The sequence below is a fragment of the Gemmatimonadaceae bacterium genome (assembly GCA_035606695.1).
In the GTDB taxonomy this organism is placed as follows: Bacteria; Gemmatimonadota; Gemmatimonadetes; order Gemmatimonadales; family Gemmatimonadaceae; genus JAQBQB01.
The window spans coordinates 382063-399633 of sequence record DATNEW010000026.1; the positions used below are offsets into that span (position 1 = coordinate 382063).

The window sequence follows — 17571 nt, forward strand, 5'->3', positions numbered from 1 at the left end:
TGTGACGAACCTGAGCCAATCAGCGGCGGAAATTTCGCGCGCGGAGCCACTTCGGCTCGTTTTGCTGGGTGGTCTCGACCTCCGAGACCCCACCGGAGGCGAGATTTCGGCGGTTCTCGCGCAGCCGAAGCGGCTGGCGCTGCTCGCCTACCTCGCGATGAGTCCTCAGGGGCGTCTCCGGCGCCGAGACGCGCTGCTCGGTGTGTTCTGGCCCGAGATGACAGAAACGAACGCGCGCAATGCGCTCAACCGGAGCATCTCCTTTCTGCGCGGCGAGCTTGCGGTCGACGCCATCGTGAGCCGGGGAAAGGAGGAGGTCGGCGTGGCGCCGGACCGACTGCGGTGCGACGCGGCGGAGTTCGACGCGGCGATCGCCGCCGGTGACGTCGATCGTGCGATGCAGTTGTACGCGGGCGAGTTTCTCGACGGCTTCGTCCTCTCCGGCGCGTCGGAGTTCGAGAACTGGGTCGAGCGCGAGCGGCTCCGGCTTCGGAAGCAGGCGTGCGCGGCGGCCTGGGCGCTCGCGAAGCGTGCTGAGGATGCCAAGGATCTTCCGACGGCGTTGCGACGCGCGCGTCAGGCGTTCGATCTCGATCGGTTGGACGAGCCGGCGCTGCGGCGACTGCTCGCGCTGCTCGATCGCGCGGGCGATCGACTCGGTCTTGCGCAGGCGTACAGCGAATTCGCGACGGCGCTGGACCGTGATTTCGAGATGGAGCCGTCACCCGAGACGCGACGGCTCGTCGCATTACTCCGTGCGCGCGTCCTCACGCACACCTCGGGCGCGTTGCCATCGGCGATGCCGGTCGTTGCGCCGGCGGTCGCGCATGTTGCTCCTGTTGCTCCCGTTGCTCCGGCTGCTGTCGCCATGACGCCGCGACCGGCTGGCGCGCCGCGGAAATTCACCACCTGGGTGGTGGCGTTGGCGATCGTCGCGGCCGTCGGCATCGCCGCCGCGGTCCTCCGGCTGTCATCCACTGCGTCCGTCGACACGCGCAGCACGATCGTGGTGCTGCCGTTCACACATGTTGGAAGTGCCGACTTCGCGTTTTTTCAGGACGAGGCGGTGAACATTCTTGCCGCCAAGCTGTCCGTTCCGGAAGTGACTTCGGTGGCCGATCCCCGCGAGGTCGTGGCGTATGCGCGGCAGACGCATCTCGATACAGAGTCCGACGACGCGTTGCGCGCCGCGGCAAAGCGCTTTCATGCGCGGTACGTCGTCACCGGTCGCATTGCCGACGTGCGCGGGCAGGTGCGATTGACCGCGGACGTGTTCGACATGCGGGCCGCGGTGCCGCGGCAGGGCACCGTCGACGCGGTCGGAGCGTCGACCGCGACTTTCACACTCTTTGATACGCTCGGCAGAAAGGCGCTCGATCTGCTGCCGCGGGCGGCGTCGCCGAATCGGCCGGCTGCGGGCGCGCGATGAGCCTATTGCAGGCAACCGGACCATTGACTCGGCCCCGCCGCCGAGCGTACGCTGAATCATGACAACGGCGACCAAGATCTGGACGCTCGCGGAAGTCCACAGCCTGCCCGACGACGGCAACAAGTACGAGCTGGTGCACGGAGTTCTCTACGTGACGCCCGCACCCGGCGACGCGCATGAAACCATCGCCGCGCGACTCACGCGCGTGCTCGACCCGTATGTGGCTGCGCAGGGACTTGGGTTCGTCTACCATCCCCGCTCCGTGTTCCGCATTGGCGAAGAGGTCGAGGTCGAGCCTGATCTCATGGTGCGGTTGCCGCATCCGGCCGCCGCCGGCAACGACAAGGATTGGGAGAGTGCGCCGACTCCCTCGCTCGTCGTCGAGATCCTGTCACCCTCGACTCGACGGCGTGACTTCCAGGTAAAGCCCCGCGTATACGTCGACGAAGGCGGCATCGCCGAGTACTGGGTGGTCGATCCGGAGGGCGAGGTCATACACGTGTACACGCGCGACCATCCCAGGCGCGAGATGTGCGACACGTTGACGTGGTACCCGCCAGGCGCGACACAGCCGCTATCAATTGACCTGAAGCAGATATTTATAAAACACTAAACACGCCGTAAGCTGCCGCGGCTGCCGCAGGACGCCTATCGCCGCCCCCGTGTCAGCGCCCGATCCAGCGCATTGGCGAATCGCTGCTTGTCCCGCGCCCCATACGCCGCATGCCCGCCTGTCTCGACGCCGGTGCTGCGCAACGCATCCATGAAGTTCCGCACCGACAGGCGCTCGCCGATACTCTCCGCGGTGTATTCGTCACCGCGCGGATCAAGGACAATCACGCCTTTAGGAACGAGCAGCGCCGCGAGCGGGATATCCGCCGTGATCGCGACGTCGCCCGCCACCGCATGCTCGGCGATATATGCGTCGGCGACGTCGGGACCGCCATCGACGCGCACCGCCGATGCATGCGTGTAGCCCGGCGGAATCTGCAACCGCTGATTCGCGACGAGAATCGTCTCGAGCTTCAACCGGTCCGACGCCCGGAGACAGATCTCCTTGACGTCGCGCGGCGCCGCGTCGGCGTCGATCCACACGATCATGTTCGCACGCGTTGCACGGGTTGCATGGTTTGCACCCAGGAACAGTAGCATTCTCATGCGCATTCGCGCGCGCACGGTTCTCGCTCGCTCGGAACATACCGTTCGCCACTCGGGTTCAGTCGAGACAAGCCCTCGAGCCGATCCTGATGACAAGATGTACAGCGCTCATCGCACTCCTCGTTGCCGGAACGGCATGCAATCGAGCGATCGCGACGAGCCCATACCCTGTCTCCGCGACAGCCGCGATCGAGCGCGCCGACATCGACATTCCACGGGAGCTGGATGTCCGATCGGTGAGCTATTCCGTGACCACGCTGCCGCAGGTCACAGGCGACCGAATTGGCACGACCTCGGACATTCAGGTGCGACCGCTCTTGACCGTGTTCGGCGTGAGTCGCGAAACCGGCGAACAACTGGTGCTCATCTATGACGATCCGGCGCAGCGCCGGCAGCCGTCGCGAATCATTCGGCTCCGGCCAACGGAAAAGTCGCCACCGGACTGACCTTCTATATAAGGAAGGGTGCGCCTCAAGGAACCATCGGCGAACCGCTGTGACTTGTCGTGTTCACCCTCTACCTTCGAGCTGCCATGTTCCCAAATCCTGGCCTCCGGTTCGCACCCGTCCTCGCGCCGTTCGTCGCGCTCATCGCGGCCTTCTCGACGCCCCCTCGGCCATCGGCGGCCAAGGTTCGTCTGTCGATCGCCACGCTCCATGCCGCCGCGCTCACCGAGCCGCGCGCGCAGACGGATTCCGTCGACCAACCGTACTTCCTGGTCTCGATCGCCGGACCACACGCCGCCGCGTCGATGCTCGAGTTGCCCGCTCGGGGGCATTTGCGCATTCACGAAGACGAGGCGCTCGGGGCCCGCCCGCTCGCCGATCTGAGTCTCGAACCGGGCGACTCGGTTCGCGTGCTCGTGTCGGTGCTCACCGGCGCGGTGCATGACGCGGAAGAGAAGGCCGCGGCTGATGCGTCGACGCGTGCGCTCACGAACACCTCGTCGCCACTCGCGAACCAATTGAAGATCGCGATGTCGGCGCTCACCGCGGCGGGTGGGCGCTGGCTCGGCAGTTCCGAGCTGGTGATCGCGAACGACGACGGTACGGTGCACTGGAGAGCACTTCGTTGCGTCGTGTCGTGTAACGTGCTGAGCGGCCAGACGACGGCGACGCTCGACACCGCGAATGCAAAGCAGCAGGGCGCTGTCGCGCTCTCGGGTGCGGGCGCGTCGTACCACATGCAGCTGCGCGCCGAAGTTGCGCGCTAAGCTTGCGCGCTGAGCTTGCGCGCTGAGCTTGCGCGCGGAGCTTGCGCGCGGAGGAGGAGCGCCAATGCAACGATACCCGCCAGTCGCTGGGTGCGCGACTGGCGGGTATCGCCCGCTGGATGAATCATGCTCGGACATAGCGCCGCGCTAGATCACGGGACAGCGATTCGCTGAGTAAATGAAGAACCCCGTGTCGGTGGCCACCGCCCCGGGCGACGTGATCGCAAGTGCCGTCGAACCGTCCGCGCAGATGACGGTCGACGGCGTGCCCTTATAAGAGAAGTTGAATAACAGCGTCAGCTGGCCCTTCGAGTCGATCTTGCCGCCGACGCCGAGCACGCAATTCGTGCTCGTGAACACGCATTCGACTCCGCCGAGATTTCCCGCGGCATCCTGCGTCACGTGGAGCGTGAACGGTCTGGGCGCGGCGCCGGCGAGCGCCGTTCCGGCCGAGTTGCTCGGGGTGTACGACCCCGTCCACGTCCCCGACACGTCGGCGAGCGTCACGGACCCGCCGCCGCCGCCACCACCACCACCACCACCACCTGCCACTCCCTTCGCATTGTTGGGCGCAAGAGCTCCCGACGGAGGGGCCGTCACGTCGGAGCAGCCCGCGACCGCCGCGAGCAGGAGTGCTGTTGCCAGATGCCGCGTGGACATGACCCGCATGACGACCTCTCGATAGGAATATTGGAATCGCCCGAGGGATTTCCCGGGCGAGAAGACGGTGCTACTTCGCTACTTCAACTCGAACCGACGGGACGTCGTGAAGCTTCCCGTCGCGCTGCTGGAGCTGGCCCGCACGCGCCACCACAACGTCTTGGTCGGCAGCGTCGAGATCGTGAACTGCGAGGTCGTGAGCGTCTGATTCACCAGCGTCGACGTGAACTTGTCGTTGTCGCTGATCTGAATCGTGTATGTGGTCGCGCCGCTGACGTCGCTCCAGTCGAAGGTGATCGACGTGCCGGGCGCGAAGCGCGCGTCGGCCGCCGGACTGATGAGCGTCGGCGTACCAATCGACGTCGGCGCCGGCGGTGGCGTCGTGGTCGACGATGCCGGGTTCACCACGAGCGTCGCGACATTGAACCCGCCGGCGTACCCACCGCCAATGTTCGACGACGACACAACCGAGACCGACTTCGTCATGATGCCGAAGCTGGCCGACGTGGCGCCGGCCGGAATCACGACGCTTGGCGCGACGGTCGCGACGGTCGTGTCGGTGCTCACCAACGTGATGACCGCACCGCCACTCGGCGCCGGTCCGCTGAGTGATACCGTTCCGGTCAACGTGCTACCGCCGGTCACGGTCGCGAAACCGTTGACGAGTGGCGCGTTCAGCGTCGTCGGTCCAAGCCCCAAGGGCTGAGTGACGCTGCCGGTGACGACGTTGATCCCGTTGTGCACGAGGGTGGCGCCCGCCATCGCTGTCAACTCGACCGTCGTCGTGCTGTTGGGAAATCCGACGAACGTCGTGATTGGCACCGTCGCGATGGTCGTTCCCTCGGCGAACGTCACCGACGCGGGCATCGTCGCCGAGCTCGGGAGGTTCGTCTCGAGACCGACGACAAGACCACCAACCGGCGCCGGCGACGTGAGCTTGATCGTCGCCGTCGACGACGTGCCGGCCGAGACCGTGAGCGGCGAGGCGAAGATCGTGTCGATCATCTTCGCCGGCGCCGGCGATCCAGGAGGAAGCAACGTGAGGTTCGCCGACACCGATACGCCGGCACCTGACGCCGTCACCGTAACGGTGGTCGTCGACGAGACGACGGGAACCGTGAGGCCGACACTTACGCGATCGTTCCCGGCGGCGAGTGTGACCGTCGCCGGAAGCTGCGAGAGAATGGCCGGATTCGAGCTCGCGAGATTGTGGGAGACGTGATGAGAGCGGACGAATTCTGATCGGACTGAGAAGCAACCGCGCAAAACGAAAGAGCTGCTGCGGCGAGCGTGGCTCGCAAGGTCATGCTGCTTCTCCTCAGGTGAAGATCGGCCCGTGAGTGGACCGGTGTTTTCGCGAACCCTGAGGTACATGAGGGAGTTCCCAGCGACGATCGAACTGCGGCGTCTCGAATCAGTGCAGCGCTAGATCGAAATAAGGCACGAGGTCGATGCGAACGTCGCGCGAACTGCGCGTTATTAGAATTTTATAATAACCGGCTATTCCGGTCGGCCGCATTGCCGGCAGAATCTGGCCACGCCGTTCCGCGACGACTCGATTCGTCACGGCCTGCGAACGGCTCGTCCCGCCGCGCTGTTCAGACAGCGGCGACGACGCCACGATCGCTGAATGATGCCGTCCGCAATCGACCCACGAACGACGACCAAAGGGATCTTTCCACGCTTCATGCGCGCGCTGCGGAAACGCTGGAAAGTCGCTCTCCCGCATGTTCGTCCCCTCGACCACTCACTGCCGAACCTTCCGAAATCCAGCAGCTTCGTCCTGCGGTGGCCCGAGCCGGAACGTCCCGGGTTTGTCTTCCTGTGGTTTCAACCCAGCGCCAGGACAGCCGGGCATTTCACGGTGAACGTGATTCTGTCGGCGACCGGTGAGCGCGGGTTCACGGGCTTTCCCGGCACGCCAAAGGACTTCGATGCGCGAAAGGATGGGACGTATCGCATCGGCCGCATCACGTATGGCAAGGACAAGTGGTGGCGCATCACGCCGCCGGCCGAGCGGGACAAGCGCCTGGCGTCACCTCGTGGTGCGCTTGCCTTGGCATCGACGCTCGTCATTCAGTGGAGCCCGACATCGTATGAGCTGGGCGAGTCCGCGATCTTCGCGCAGGCGATCGAAGACCTCACACGCGACGTACGCCACTTGATGACGCGTCTAGCAGCGCGATCGTGAGCGTGTGCCGAGGGCTTGGTACAGCTCGGTCAGCGATCCATCGAGTGCGCGCTGGCGATCGGGTGTGACGCCACGCGCGTCCGTGCACTCGAGGGCGAGTCGAACGTAGTCGGCCAACCGCGTGAGTTGTCGTTCCGTCAATCCCGGATCACCCCGCGCCGACACGGCGATGCTGTCGAGCGATTCCAGCAGCACCGGCGGCACTGATTGCAATTTCGTCGCGCGGGTTTGTGCGTCATCCAGTTCCGCGCGCAACAGCGCTGCCGCCTCTTCGCGCTGGCGCATCCACGCCGCGAACACCGATCGATGTGCGAACGCGACCGTGATCCCGATGATGAGCATGCCGACGACCAACTGCAACTGGTACGAGGGAGCAGGGAACGGGTCCGTAGCTGACACGGCCCGACGCCACAGCATCGTGTCGCCGATGTCGATGACCGCCGCGCCGACGACGTAGAGGCAGACGCGCCACCACAGACCGTTTCGTCGAAGCGGAACGCGCCGCGCCAGGAACATCACGCACGGTGTGAGAAGCGCCCAGATTGCCGCGAACGTCATGTCCAGCCGTGCGATGCCAAGCCACGTGAGGTTGAGCCTCGGCACCTGGAGCTCGTTATACATGTACGTCTGCTGAGTCCAGAACAGTCCGCCCATCGCCCAGAGCAATGGCTGCATGACGAACGGATTCCGCAACGCGCGCGGGAGGCGAATGGTGCGAGCCTCGTGCGCATCGATCACCGCGACGTCCTGCGTCGCGCCGCGCGGATGGTCCTCACGCCGCCGCGCCGGAATGCACAGTTGGACGACGGTCCCGCCGGCGCTTCCGCGCGACAGGTGCAGGTCGTGCGCGTCGGAATACAGAATGCGCAGCCGGTCGCGCACGTTGGCGAGACCGATGCCCCGCCGGCCTGACGTCGAGCTCGTCATATCCATGCCGACGCCGTCGTCCGCGACAGAGACGATGAGCGTAGAGGCATCGACCTTCGCCGAGATTTCGATGGAGCCCGCGGCGCGGCGGCCGCTCAGACCGTGTCGAATTGCATTCTCGACGAGCGGCTGAAGCACGAAGCGCGGAACGAGACAATCGACCGCCGCGTCGTCGACATGATACTCGATGCGCAGCCAGTCGGCGAAACGAATACGCTGAATGTCCAAGTATGGCTCGATCCCCGCGATCTCTTCGCCGAGGGTGATCTCGTCGTCGCGTGTCGCGAGGGCCGTGCGAAAAATGGACGCGAGCTGCTGGAGTACACGCGTCGCCGCCGCCGGTGTCTGATACGCGAGCTCCGACACCGCACCGAGTGAGTTGAAGAGAAAGTGCGGTTGAAGCTGCGCGGTGAGGAAGTCGAGCCGCGCGCGGGCCAGCGATCGTTCCAGACTTTCCGCCTGCCGCTGGCGCGCGGCGAGTCGGCGCCGAAGCTCGACCACTTCCGTTACCGCGATCACCGCGGCGTACGCGCCGACGTCGAAGTCGAGGTAGAACACGACCATCATCCAGAAGATGGGATGGACGTTCGGCGACACGGCTCGTAGCACGAACATCGAGCCGGCGGCGGCGATCACTGCCGCCGCAAACAATCCAGGGACATGCATCGCCGCGATGAGCCAGAGATTCGTCGTGGTGCGTCGCACGCGCCGATGATACGCGGCGATGACGAGACTCAGTCCGGTCCACACGACCGCCGCGGCGACCTGTCTGATGAGCGTCGCGCCGAGCGATAGCTCCGCCGGCCCTCCCGCTGACGACAAGACGGCAAACGCGCTGAGGATCAGCGACCATGCAAGGAGCCACGCGCCGACGGTTATCACTAGATCGTGTCCGACGAGCCGCCGCCCGAAAATCCGCCGCCGCCGCCGAAATCGCTGTCGCCGCCGCCGCCTCCACTACCGCTGTCGCCGCTGCTACTCGAGTCGCGATCCCTCGAACTCGCTTTGTTCGGGTCGTTCAAGAAAAGCGCAACGATGTAAAACACGAAAAATCCGGCGAACCAATACCAATTCGGCATGGAATTGTGCGCCGTGCGCGGCTTGGCCGGATGCGCCGGCTGCACGAAGTGTGGCATCGGCTTCGAGTGCGCGGCCGCGATGACGTGCTGCTGCAATGCATCCTCGCGAACCAGGCTCGCGGCGGCGGCCCAGCCCAGCCGGTACGCGGCGTCAACACGGCGCAGGCGTAAGGAATCTCTCATGGCGTTCGCGATCGCGCGCGAGCGCGAGTCCGTGATCGTGCCTTCGAGGCCGTTGCCGACTTCGACGCGGAAGTTCGGCCCCGCGGTCGTGGCCTTGTTCGGCACATACAGCACGACGAGGCCGCGGTTGCGGAGCGGGTCACCCGGTGTGCCGGCCGATCCGACACGCCACGTGCGCCCGATGTACAATCCCGCTTCCTCGATCGGACGGCCCCCGAGTGTCGGGAGCGTCACCCATGCGATATCGGCGCCGGTCTCCGCCTGAAGCGCGCGGCTGCTGTCTTGAAGCGCGGCGATCATCGCGGCCGACAGGATGTGCGCGGAATCGAGCACGAAGACATGTGTTGCGTCGGGGACCGGTGGGACGTACCGAGCGATCGGCGGCGCGGTCTGAGCGGCGGCGATCGCGCCGGCTCGCAGCAGCAGCCCCGCGAGCATAGCGCGATTCGGCCCACCGTAGAGCGTGGGCACGAACGGCAAAGAAGGTCGCAAGGGCCAGAAAGTGACGAGGTATCGAGTTCCGATTGGTTATCAGGAATCCTCGCGCACCGCGTTTGAGTTCCGAGATGCAAAAAAAAGACGGCGTTTCGTGTCCGAAAATGATTGTTACCTGTCATTCCACGCTGCGACAACGAGGCGCACGGCCGATACCTTCGCGAGAATATGCGCGTCGACGACATGCTCCTTCGCATTCCGCTTGCTCTCATCGCGTGCCTCTGCGTGCCGGTTGCGGCAACGGCTCACGCGCAAGCGCCTCCGCTCCAAGCCGAGCGCACGCGGGATACGACCGTCAAACCCGGCGACGACTTTTTCGCCTATGCCAATCGCGCCTGGCTCAGCTCGGCCGTCATTCCACCCGGGCGAGACCGCTGGGGCGTGCGCGATGACATCGACGTGAAAACCGCGCGACAAATTGCCGCGCTGCTGAACGACGCGCGCACGGCACGACCTGGTTCGCTCGCTCGCCAGGTCGCGGATTTTCGCGCGGCGCTTCTCGATCGCGATGCGATCGACGCGAAAGGGCTCAGCGCGGTGGCTCCGATGCTCGAGCGCATCGCTGCCCTCCACGACAAGCGTGCGCTCACCCGCTTCCTTGGCGCCACCATGCGCGCCGACGTCGACCCGCTCAACATCGGCATCTTCGCGTCTCGCTCGATCCTCGGCCTCTCCGTCGAGCACAGCATTCATGGCGAACACACGTACACAGCCTTTCTCGTGCAGGGCGGCCTTGGCCTTGGCGATCGCGATCGATACGTGGCGACGGACTCCGCCGGCGAAGCGCGCCGCGCGCGTTATCGGACCTACGTCGCGCACGCGCTGACTCTCGCGGGATTCGATCATCCGGATCGGCGCGCCGACTCGGTGGTGGCGCTCGAAACGGCCATCGCCGTGTCGCATGCGACGCTTCCGGCGTCAGCGGTCGATCGCAACGCTGACAACGAGTGGTCGCGCTCGGAGTTCGCGCGGCAGGCGCCGGGCTTCGATTGGGACGTGTTCTTCGATGCCGCTGGTCTCGGCAAACAGCGAGTGATCGTCGCGTGGCAGCCAACGGCGGTGAAGGGAGTCGCGGCGCTCGTGGCCTCGCGACCGCTCGACACGTGGAAGGACTATCTCCGTTTTCACGCGATCGACGACGTTGCCGACGCGTTGCCGCGTGCGATCTCCGATGCCGCGGCCGATTTGCGTGGCGACCGGCGCACGCGCGATGAGCGCGCGCTGGCGATGACGGCAGACGCGCTGTCCGGCGCTGTCGGCAAGCTATACGCCGAACGCTACTTTTCGCCTCGCCAGAAAGCGCGCGTTCGCGACATTGTCGGCAACGTGACCGCGGCGTTTCGCCGGCACGTGGCGAACGTTCCGTGGTTGTCGCCCGACAGCAGGCGAATTGCTCTCGAGAAGATCGATGCCTTGTACGTCGGAATTGGTTATCCCGAGACGTGGGAGCGCTGGACCGATCTGCGCGTCGATCCGAAAGACGCCGCGGGCAATTTGCGGCGCGTCGCGGAACGAAGCCGCCGGCATGCATTGATGCGCCTGGGCAGCGCCTACGATTCGCACGAGTGGGTTCTGGGACCGCATCTCGTGTCCGCCGTTCTGCTATTCCAGCAGAACGCCTACACCTTCGCCGCCGCGCTGCTTCAGCCGCCGAAGTTCGATTCGACCGCGTCGGATGCCGCCGCATACGGCGCGATCGGCGCGCTCATCGGTCACGACGTGAGTCACTTCGTCGACGTGCTCGGCGCGGACTATTTGCCGGACGGCCGCATGCATCGGTGGTGGACGGCGGCCGACTCGGCGAACTTCGAGACCGCCGCGGGGCCGCTGGTGCGACAGTTCTCTGCCTATGAACCGCTGCCGGGCGTGCACGTGAACGGGCGCCTGACGCGCACGGAGAACGTGGCCGATCTCGCCGGCCTCACCGCGGCGTTCGAAGCGTATCGTCAATCGCTCGGGGCGAAGCGTGCCGACACGGCGTACGTGCGTCGCGCCGATCGCGAATTCTTCATCGCGTTCGCTCGATCGTTCGGTGTGACGATGAACGACAGGGCACTGCGCGCACAGCTCGCGACCGATCACGCGCCGGAAACCTATCGGATGAATACCGTCCGAAATCTCGACGCGTGGTATGACGCGTTCGGCGTCGGTCCGGGCCAGCGATTGTACATCGAGCCCGGCGCACGCGTGCGCGTCTGGTAGCTCGAGCGTGGAGATTGCTAGACGCTGGTCGCGCGATCGACTTTCAGCGCGTCGCGCGGTGAACCGCCCCACTGTCTGTTCCACGCGCGCCGCATCTGTAGATCCGAACGGAATCCCGCGACCGCCGCGGCGTGTGTGACACTCGCTCCATGCTCGAGCGCCTGCTTCGCCCGCTCGAGCCGGATCGCCTGGAGGTACTGCAAGGGTGACACGCCCGCGTGCTCGAGAAAGAGGCGAAGCAAGTGGCGCTCCGTGGTGTGACCGGTCAGCGCGAGCGCCGCCATGTTCCAGTCGCGTTCCGGCTCGTCCGTGATCGCGTTCTGCACGCGATGCACCGTGGCGTGCAGGTGCCGGCGATGCAGTCGAAACGGGGATCGTTCCGGATCGCGATCCGACCGTCGAAGATAAACGACCATATCCTCGGCGACGCTCGCCGCCAACGCCTCGCCGCATTCGTTGGCGATCAGATGCAGCGCGACGTCAATCCCCGCGGTGATGCCCGCGCTCGACGCGACAGGGCCATCGATGACGAACACGCGATTCTCGATCACCTTGGCTCGTGGCGCCAGGGCGCGGAGCGTGTCGAGCACCGCATGATGGGTGGTGCACCGCCGGCCATCGAGAAGTCCGGCGCGCGCCGCGAGCAGCGTTCCCGAGCAGATCGTCAGCAAACGATGCGCATTCGAAGCGTCGCGCACTGCCGCGGCGAGCGACGATTGGAGCCAGCGTACAGTCTCGATCTTGGCCGGCGTGACGTCGCCCAGATGTTCGCTGGGCTGACCGACGACCACGACCCACGTCCCTGGCGAGAGATGGTGCGGCAACGGCTCCAGTCCCGCGATCGCCAGGCCGACCGACGTTTCCTGTGTGGTGCGCGGCCCGGCGAAACGGAGGCGAAACCGCGGCGGCAACCCGTGGAGCTCGCGATGCTGATTGGCGAGACGAAACGCTTCGGCAGGACCGGCGACATCGAGCAGCAATGAATGCGGCACGATGACGAAGAGCACGTCGATGAGATCGGTGCGAGTGATCATTGTCCGAAAATGCTCGTTCCGTGTCGGTCGATGGACGACCCCGAATCCCTTACCCACCGATGACGCCGGCGGTTCCGAGCGACGAACGGCACGGGATCATTCCTTTGATGAGAATTCTTTAAATACACCGCCGAATGTGACACTCGCGTACCTCTGCCGCGAATCGCGTCAATATCCGCGGCCGGTGCGCACCGGGTGGCGCAAAGCGTACCGAGAAGGTGCGGTGAACGCGATGCGCGCCGAGACAAGTGTAAAGATGCATGCGAATCGTACGCTCTCGGATGATGATGTACCACAACGATTTACGATCGTGATTAAGAGTTCTTAGTTAACGTTTTCGTCGTATTGCATGGTTGGTGTAGGGAAGTTGTCCAGTGCGCTCGTGTCCGACACCCCTGTGCGGAATTCGGCGCCGTTTCCCCCATCAATCCGTATCACGGAGGAGATGTGAGAAGGTTCAGCGTATCTCTGCTCGCCGCATTCTTCAGCGCAGCGTTGAGCGCCACGGCGTCGGCGCAACGACGCGTGAGCGGTCAGGTCAGCGACAGCGCCGGCACCGCGATCCCGGCCGCGACCGTCCTGGTGCAGGGCACCACGATCGCCGCCGTCACGAACACCGAAGGACAGTTCGTCATCGACAAGGTACCGGCCGGCGCGCAGACACTCGTTGTGCGCCGCATCGGTTTTCGTCGCACGGCAGCGCTGCTCTCCAGCACCGCGAACACGATCACGATTCTCGTCGGTCGCGATCCGCTGCAGCTCGACGAAGTGGTCGTGACCGGACAGGCAACGTCGGTCTCGACGCAGAACGCCGCGAACGCGGTGACGATCGTCAATAGCGCCGAGCTGCAGCGCGCGCCGCAGCCGAACATCGAGAATGCGCTGCAAGGCAAGGTGCCGGGTGCCGTCATCACGCAAAATTCCGGTGCACCGGGCGGCGGCGTGCAGGTGCAGATTCGCGGCAGCAATACCGTCAACGGCAACTATCAGCCGCTCTATGTGATCGACGGCGTCATCGTCGACAACACGGCGGTGTCGATCGGTCTGAACTCGATCACGGGCGCCGGCGGCGGCATCACGTCCAATCAGGACCAGATGGTCAACCGCGTGGCCGATCTCAACCCCGAGGACATTCAGGACATCCAGATCCTGAAGGGCCCGTCGGCCGGCGCGATCTACGGCTCGCGCGGCGCGAACGGTGTCATCGTCATCACGACGAAGAAGGGCCAGGCGGGCGCGCCGTCGTTCAACATCATTCAGCGCCTCGGCACCCAAACGCTCGCGAACAAATACGACTTGCGCTGCTTCACGTTCGACCAGGCGGTCGCCGAAGCGAAAGCCGATTTCGGCATCGACCTCACGCAGGCCGACTATGCCGGTTGCGTCGACCCGCAGGAGATCATCTACGGCAATCACCTCCTGTCGTACGAGACGAACATGTCCCTGCACGGCGGCTTCCAGAGCTCGGGCACGTCGTACTTTCTGTCGGGCACGGTGAAGCACGACGGCGGGCTTTCCGTCAACAGCGGATACAGCAAGCAGTCGCTCCGCACGAACCTCGCGCAGCTCATCGGCAGCAAGCTGAATCTCACCGGCTCGACGGAGATTCTGCACACGCTCACCGAGCGCGGCATCTTCGGCAACGACAACAACAACATCGCGCCCTACACCATCATGGGTGCGACGCCGACGTACTTCGATCCGCGCCGCGTCGATCCGACGACCGGTGCGCTCGTGAAGGATCCCTTCATCGCCGGCGGCGCGAACGTGCTGCAGGATGAGCAATCGGTCCGCACGCCTGAGGACGTCTTCCGCCTCATCGGCAACCTCCAGGCTGACTGGAGCATCCTCACCACGCAGCGCCAGGCGCTCAACTTCACCATGCTCGGCGGCGTGGACGCGTACAACGACCATTCGTTCATCTATTCCCCGCCGAATACCTACGTCGAGCAGAGCGGCAACATCAGTCCGTTCCCGGGCTCCGTCGTCGATGGCAACGCGGACGTGGTGAACGCGAACTTGCAGGGCACGCTCATTCACAAGATCACGATGCGCTTCGGCACCGCCAGCACGTCGGCCGGCTTCCGGCAGGAGCATCAGTCGTTCGTTCAGGACGTCGATCGCGGGCAAGGTCTCTTCCCCGGAATCACCAACTTCGCGACGGCCGTGCAGACCGCGGTCACGCAGCTGCATAGCCTGACCAAGACGTTCTCGTATTTCGCGCAGGAGGAGTTCCTCACGTTGCAGGAGCGGCTGATGGTCACCGCCGCGATCAACGGCGAGCGCTCGAGCACGAACGGCGACAGCGCGAAATTCTATGCCTTCCCGAAGTTCGCGGTGTCGTACAACATGCCGCTGGGCCGCTTCGGCCTCGACAACGCGAAGTTCCGTCTCTCCACCGGGCAGGCGGGCAACCGCGTGCCGGTGAACTTTAAATACACTTTCCTCAACACCATCGCCGAAAACGGAATCGTCGGTCTGTTGCCGTCGGCGCAGATTGGTCTGGCGAACGTCAAGCCCGAAGTCACGAGCGAAACCGAAGGCGGCGTCGATCTGCAGATGCTCGGCGGACGCGCGCAGGCGGAGATCACCGGCTACAAGAAGCGCACGACCGGTCTCGTGCTCACCGCGGCGCCCGCGCCGTCCAGCGGCTTTACCAGTCAGGTCATCAACGGCGGGTCGCTCACGAACAGCGGCATCGAGGTTGGGCTCAACATGATCCCGATTCAGACGCGCGCGTTCACGTGGCAGTCGCACGAAACGTTCTCGCACAACCGTGGCCTCGTGACGTCGCTGCCGGTGCCGGCGTTCTACACCGGCTCGGGCTTCGGTGAGCGCACCGCGCGCACGAAGGTGCAGGTAGGCTATGCGCCGGACGAAGTCGTGGCGTTCACCGGCTTCGACTCCACCGGCGTCAATCGCCTCGAGTCATTCTTCGGGTCGGAGAGCCCCGATTTCGAGATGGGCTTCGGAAACGATCTCACGTTCGGGAACGTCCGCCTGTCCTCGCTGGTCGAGTGGAGACATGGTGGCTTCCTCGCGGATCTGAGCCAGACGTATCCCGAGAACGGCGTGAATGGCCAGAGCGCGATCGCCGGCGGCAACCTGGCCGACACCGCGATGAACAACGCCGATCAGGCGAACTACGCGAAGGGTTTTCCATCGTTCCTCGAGCATGCCAGTTTCGCAAAGCTGCGCGAGCTGACGCTCAGCGTCGGATTGAATTCACGACTCACGAATACGTTGTTCCGCGGCACCGCCAAGGACGCACGCATCGAGCTGAGCGGACGCAACCTGTGGACGTGGACGCACTATCGAGGTCTCGATCCCGAAGTGTCGAACTTCAGCAACTCTCCACTGAGCCGCCTGTGGGATCTCGCTCCGTACCCACCGAGCCGGCAGTTCATGCTCTCCGTCAACGCCAACTTCTGAAACTTCCGAAACTTCTGAAACTTCTGAAACTTCTGAGAGGAATTCCGTCGTGAAGAAACAGACTCTTCGGGCGCTGATGGCGACTCTCGTCTTCACCGCCGCGTGTAATGAGGGACTGTCGGCGCCGAGCGTGGACAACCTCGTCGCCGGCACCGCGCAGCCGATCCAGAATCTCGTCACGGGGATCATCGCCGACGATCGCGCGGTCGGCTCGACCTTCGTGTATCTGCTCTTTCCAGAGACGATGGCGCGCAACACGGTGCGCATCGATCCGAACGAGCCGCGCTTCATCAACGAGTTGATCAACGTGCCGATCGACAACTCGGATTTCATCGGTGCGGCCGGATGGACCGGCAACTATCAGATCGTGCGCACCGTGCAGCAACTCCTCGCGAGCCCGTCGTTCACCACGCTCAGCGCCGGCGATCAGTCGGCGACCGCGGGTTTCGTCCGCACGCTCGCCGCGCTCGAGTATCTCCGTGAAGTGCAGTTGCGTGATACGGTCGGCGAAGTGATCCAGGGACCGAATCCGTCGGTCAACGATCCGATTCGCACGAAGACGGCCGTGCTCGCGTACACCTCGGCGCTGCTCGACTCGGCCTTCGCGCAGCTCACGTCGGCCGGCGTCAGCGCGTCGTTCCCGTTCACGCTGCCGAGCGGCTACACGCAAAGCGGCGATTTCACGACGACGGCCACCTTCGCGCGATTCAACCGCGGTTTGAAAGGTGAAGTCGAAGTGATGCGTGGACTCGATCACCAGTCGCCGTGTACGACGTGTTTCGCGACGGCGATCACGGCGCTGAACACCGCGATCGGCAGCCTCGGTGCCGCGCCGTCGGCGACGCAGCTTCAGTTCGGCCCTTACTATCAGTACAACCCGAGCGCGCCGGAGTCCTTCACGAGCCCGCTCGTCGACAATCACATTTTCCTCACGAACAATTTCGTGAGCTCGATTCAGGCCGGCGACAAGCGGGCAGCGAAGATCGTGACCGCGGCGACGCCGTCGTCGAGCGTGAGCGGTCTGCAGCTCACCTTCCGCGATCCGATCACCGATCCGACGATCGGCGCGAACCTGACACGCCCCATTGCGCTGCGTCGCGCCGCGGACTGGTACCTGTTCCGCGCGCAGGCTGAAGCGGAATCGGGAAATCTGGCCGCGGCGACGGCGGACGTGAACGCCGTGCACGTCGGCGAAGGTGGACTCGCGGCGTTACCGACCTTCGCGAGTGTCGCAGCCGCACGGCAGCAGATCCTGTACGAGATGCGGTACTCGTTGGTGTACGAAGGACCGTACTATCTAACGGCGCTCCGCGAGTACAGCGCGTTCAATCGTGCGTACGTGACGCAGCCGGGAATGCCGTCGGTCTCGTCCGACCCGACGCACAGCAATGACGCCTTGATCCGGGCGCTTCCAATTCCGTCCGGCGAAGCCGCTGCCCGCGGCGGCAACATCACCCCGCAACCCTGAAGAACGATCGGCACGATTCGCGCACGCGCGCGGTACTGTGGTGGCGGCTGGGCGGTTGAGCGATCGCTCAGCCGCCCAGCCCGTCTCGATCGGAGCGCTC

At 64.8% G+C, this 17571-nt stretch carries 15 protein-coding genes; 9 read left to right on the plus strand and 6 right to left on the minus strand.

Annotation, left to right across the window (positions count from 1 at the left end):
- Position 1 precedes the first annotated feature (1 nt).
- Together VN706_12655 and VN706_12660 are read left to right on the plus strand one after the other, a co-directional pair.
- Positions 2–1429 (plus strand): BTAD domain-containing putative transcriptional regulator, encoded by a 1428-nt coding sequence (locus VN706_12655; GenBank protein ID HXT16479.1) that lies wholly within the window; start codon positions 2–4, stop codon positions 1427–1429.
- Positions 1430–1487: 58 nt separating this feature from the next.
- Positions 1488–2042, plus strand: a complete 555-nt coding sequence (locus VN706_12660) for a Uma2 family endonuclease (protein ID HXT16480.1) — start codon at positions 1488–1490, stop codon at positions 2040–2042.
- Between the two features lie 35 nt (positions 2043–2077).
- Here the strand turns inward: VN706_12660 and VN706_12665 are convergent, their stop codons facing one another.
- The gene (locus VN706_12665) at positions 2078–2587 is read right to left on the minus strand and encodes a YaiI/YqxD family protein (protein HXT16481.1); all 510 of its coding nucleotides are present in this window, start codon (positions 2585–2587) and stop codon (positions 2078–2080) included.
- 89 nt (positions 2588–2676) lie between these two features.
- On the opposite strand from VN706_12665, the gene VN706_12670 reads away from it, so the two are divergent.
- Complete coding sequence (locus VN706_12670; GenBank protein HXT16482.1) at positions 2677–3033, plus strand: hypothetical protein; 357 nt, start codon at positions 2677–2679, stop codon at positions 3031–3033.
- Positions 3034–3119: 86 nt separating this feature from the next.
- Positions 3120–3800 (plus strand): hypothetical protein, encoded by a 681-nt coding sequence (locus tag VN706_12675; GenBank protein HXT16483.1) that lies wholly within the window; start codon positions 3120–3122, stop codon positions 3798–3800.
- Positions 3801–3947: 147 nt separating this feature from the next.
- Here the strand turns inward: VN706_12675 and VN706_12680 are convergent, their stop codons facing one another.
- Positions 3948–4469 (minus strand): hypothetical protein, encoded by a 522-nt coding sequence (locus VN706_12680; protein ID HXT16484.1) that lies wholly within the window; start codon positions 4467–4469, stop codon positions 3948–3950.
- Positions 4470–4538: 69 nt separating this feature from the next.
- Positions 4539–5465, minus strand: a complete 927-nt coding sequence (locus VN706_12685; GenBank protein ID HXT16485.1) for a hypothetical protein — start codon at positions 5463–5465, stop codon at positions 4539–4541.
- Between VN706_12685 and VN706_12690 the strand changes: the two genes are divergently transcribed.
- Complete coding sequence (locus VN706_12690; GenBank protein ID HXT16486.1) at positions 5455–5682, plus strand: hypothetical protein; 228 nt, start codon at positions 5455–5457, stop codon at positions 5680–5682. The two genes, VN706_12685 and VN706_12690, sit on opposite strands and share 11 nt — an antisense overlap.
- Positions 5683–6090: 408 nt before the next feature.
- Entirely contained in the window at positions 6091–6651 is a 561-nt protein-coding gene (locus tag VN706_12695; GenBank protein ID HXT16487.1) for a hypothetical protein, read from the plus strand.
- Here the strand turns inward: VN706_12695 and VN706_12700 are convergent.
- Positions 6634–8460, minus strand: a complete 1827-nt coding sequence (locus VN706_12700; GenBank protein HXT16488.1) for a sensor histidine kinase — start codon at positions 8458–8460, stop codon at positions 6634–6636. The two genes, VN706_12695 and VN706_12700, sit on opposite strands and share 18 nt — an antisense overlap.
- Positions 8460–9311 carry a TPM domain-containing protein gene (locus VN706_12705; GenBank protein ID HXT16489.1) on the minus strand — a complete coding sequence of 284 codons (852 nt, stop codon included), beginning with the start codon at positions 9309–9311 and terminating at the stop codon, positions 8460–8462. Before VN706_12705 ends, VN706_12700 begins: the two co-directional genes overlap by 1 nt.
- A gap of 192 nt (positions 9312–9503) precedes the next feature.
- Between VN706_12705 and VN706_12710 the strand changes: the two genes are divergently transcribed.
- Entirely contained in the window at positions 9504–11537 is a 2034-nt protein-coding gene (locus VN706_12710; GenBank protein HXT16490.1) for a M13 family metallopeptidase, read from the plus strand.
- 17 nt (positions 11538–11554) lie between these two features.
- Here VN706_12710 and VN706_12715 read toward each other — a convergent pair whose 3' ends face one another.
- A complete protein-coding gene (locus tag VN706_12715) occupies positions 11555–12571 on the minus strand; it encodes a helix-turn-helix domain-containing protein (protein HXT16491.1) in 1017 nt (338 codons plus the stop codon).
- A 447-nt stretch (positions 12572–13018) separates the two neighbouring features.
- Between VN706_12715 and VN706_12720 the strand changes: the two genes are divergently transcribed.
- Positions 13019–16003: a SusC/RagA family TonB-linked outer membrane protein gene (locus VN706_12720; protein HXT16492.1), complete on the plus strand. Its 2985-nt coding sequence runs from the start codon at positions 13019–13021 to the stop codon at positions 16001–16003.
- 49 nt (positions 16004–16052) lie between these two features.
- Complete coding sequence (locus tag VN706_12725; GenBank protein ID HXT16493.1) at positions 16053–17471, plus strand: hypothetical protein; 1419 nt, start codon at positions 16053–16055, stop codon at positions 17469–17471.
- The last annotated feature ends 100 nt before the right edge of the window (positions 17472–17571 follow it).